The organism is Thermoflexus sp. (genome assembly GCF_025055495.1).
Lineage (GTDB): Bacteria > Chloroflexota > Anaerolineae > Thermoflexales > Thermoflexaceae > Thermoflexus.
The window spans coordinates 1-3,060 of sequence record NZ_JANWXB010000078.1 but is presented as its reverse complement, the minus strand read 5'-3'; the positions used below and the strand labels follow the sequence as shown (position 1 = coordinate 3,060).

The following is a 3,060-nucleotide window of genomic DNA, read 5'->3' as shown; positions in this document are numbered from 1 at the left end:
CCCCCAAATTAAAAGTGGACGAGGCACTAGGAGGCTCCTGAAGATGGCGGAGGGTGAAGACATAAGGAGCTCGGGGCAACCCTCCCGGTCCCGGCTGATGCTGGCTATAATTTCCTGCGATTCGGGAACCCCTACGGGGCGGGTATTTTCCAGAAATCGGGCAGTTTGCCCAGCTGATTGGCATTGGGCTTTGGGGGTCGCTGTTCACCGGGAAAGGGGTTGCTGTTCTATGCACCTCCCGTTCTGATGGCCCTCCTGAGCGAGCTGGGGTTCTGGAAAACTTATCGCCCCGAGGCGGCGGCTGCCAGTCTGCACGCCCTTTATTAGAGAGAAGACCAGATCACCTTTCAGGGCGATCGTGAGCACTTTGCTCTTCCTCCCGCTGCCTGAGCGGATTCCCAGATGGATTTACCCTGATCCCTGCGAGGTTCACGTTCCATCGGAAATCCCATCGGGCGAGTATCGGATCCGGATCGGCCTCTATCGGCGTTGCCCGCTGGGGGACAGATTCCCACGCAAAGTGGGGGGAAGGGATATGGCTGCCGCAGTCGATTCAGGTGGCGCCGGGCTTCTGGACCCCGTGAGTCCAGAAAGGGGAACGGGAAGAGCAATCGGCAGTGCCGAATAGTGGACGCATAAGGGCCGCCCCTGATGGCTCTTCCCCTTGTCGGCGGGCGAGGCCACCGGGTAGCTCTACAGAATGGCGTGGAGGACAGATCAGCTCCTTTCTCCTCTCCCCATTCTCCCCCTCACGAAGAGGAAGGGAGGGGGATTTCGGGACGGCGAAGCCGTTACCCCGAAGTCCCTTCTCCTCTCCCATGTGGGGGCAGGGGAAGGGGTGAGGGGATCTTCCGCCGTTCACCATCAAGCAAGGCGAGGAGTGGGCATCATGATCCGAGGGATTTTCCGGACTCGCTGGGGCGAAATCGGCACCGCCCTGTTCGCTCTGACAGCGGTCTGGTGGCTGTTCACATGGCGGTATTTCACGCCCATTCCCGCCGATCGGTTGATGTTGAGCCCCGGAGATTTCACCTATCACTATCTAACCTTTCGAGAAATCCTTCGCCAGGGCCTTCAGGCAGGGATTCTGCCTCTGTGGACCCGATGCCTGTTTGGTGGGTTTCCTTTCCAGGCCTATACCCAGTCGGCCTTCTTCTATCCTGGGGCTTGGCTCCCGATCCTATCCGCGTTGTGGACGGGTCGCTCCAACGTTTCTTTAGAGTTCTTCCATTTCGAATCGCTTTTTCATCTCTGGATTGCGGCAGCATTGGCATATTTCTTCCTTAGGAAAGAAACAGGAAGCCCCTGGGGAGCCCTGTTAGGCGCTACAGTCTTCGGTTTTGGAGGATATCTGACTGGATACCCCATCCTACAGGTGGCGATTGTCGAGGGATCGGCATGGCTTCCTCTATTCCTGTTGGGACTGGATGAGCTGATTCAAGGTCTACGTCCTCATGCCCTGTTGTTAGCTGTTCTGGGTGGAATCCTCCCGATTCTGAGCGGTCAGCCTCAGATCGCCGCCCTCGTCTGGGGGATGGGAGCGATTTTCTTCTTCGTGCGAGGGGGGCAAAACCGCCTGCCCGGAGTGAAGAGACTGAAACAGTTCGGCCTCCTCGCCCTGATTGCCCTTGGGGTGACTGCTGTCCAACTCCTGCCTGCGATAGAGTTCGCCCTTCACTCTGATCGCGCTCGCCTATCATTGGCCGAGTCAGGCAGCGGATTCCCCGTGCACGACATCGTCCAGTTCCTCCAGCCCGGCTTAGTCAGCCACTGGCATCCCCTCTATGTGGGCCTACTTCCGCTCACCCTAGCGATCGCCGGGCTGATCCTGCGCTGGCCCAGGGCCCAAGTTTGGGCAGTCATCGGTGGGCTGGGGTTGCTGCTCTCCTTCGGAGCAAATTTCCCGCTCTATGAGATCGCCTTCCAGCTGATCCCCCTTTACCCCACCACCCGGAGCCAGGAACGGCACGCCCTCTGGGTCTCCTTCGCGCTGGCGACGCTAGCCGCCCACGGTCTGGCCGCGGTCCTCCAGGGCATTCCCTGCCCACGCCGGCCGATCGCCTTCCGGATTCAGCGCGCCTCCGGTTTTTTCCTCCTCGGCGTTGGGCTCGCTCTGCCGGTCGTCATCTTCCTGGCCCGTCAGGGGATCGATCCCAGCGACCACCGCCGGCTGTCTTCCGAGGTCGCCCTCAGCGGCTTGGCTGCCCTGGGCGCCTGGGGATGGTGGACCGCTCGGGTCAGCGGCTGGCGGAGCCGCACCGGCCTGGGCGGGAGCGCTTTCCTGATCAGCGCGCTGAACTTGGCCGCCTTCAACCGCTGGCTGGACGCCGCCGCTCCTGGGCCGATCTATCCAGAGCATCCGGCGATCCGGCATATGGAGGCGGAGGCGATACGACCATTCCGGTTCTACGACGAGTGGCGCATGCCGGATCACATCGGATGCTGGTTCGGCCTGGAGGATATCGACGGATCGACCTCAATCCGTCCGGAGCCTTATTTCCGGTTTTTGAAGGAGACCCCGGAGGCGTTGCAGTGGTGGCTGCTGGGGGTGCGGTATGTGGTGACCTGGGGGCGGGATCTGCCGGATATGTCCGCGCTAGGCCGGACAGCCGTGTTGCTGGAGCGAATCCCCCAGGGCCATGAGGAAACGCGGATCTTCCGCCTGGATCCACCGCTCCCCTGGGCATGGGTGGTGCGGGAGGTGCACCCCGTTCGCAGCGTGGAAGAAGCGCTGACCGCCCTGCGGGATCCGGCCTTCCAGCCGGCCCGCCAGGCCATCACCCTGGATCCGATCGCCTGGTCCAGCGGCGAAGGTCCCGCCGCAGCGGATGAGGTGCAGCTCCTTGCCCGGACGGCCATGGAAAGCCGCTACCGGGTTCGGCTGGCCCGGGCCGGGCTGCTTATCACCCGGGATCCCTGGTATCCAGGGTGGGAAGTGCTGGTCAACGGCCAGCCGGCCCCGCTCGTGCGAGCCAACGTCGTTTTGATGGCGGTCCCGCTGTCAGCCGGAGAGAGCGAGGTGATCTTCCGTTACCGGCCATGGAGCTTTTATGTGGGGGC

The 3,060-nt window shown here is 62.2% G+C and carries 1 protein-coding gene; it reads left to right on the top strand.

The annotated features are described in order from the left end of the window. Positions 1–889: 889 nt before the first annotated feature. The coding region (locus tag NZM16_RS02850; protein ID WP_295478412.1) for a YfhO family protein at positions 890–3,060 on the top strand (2,171 nt) is incomplete at its 3' end.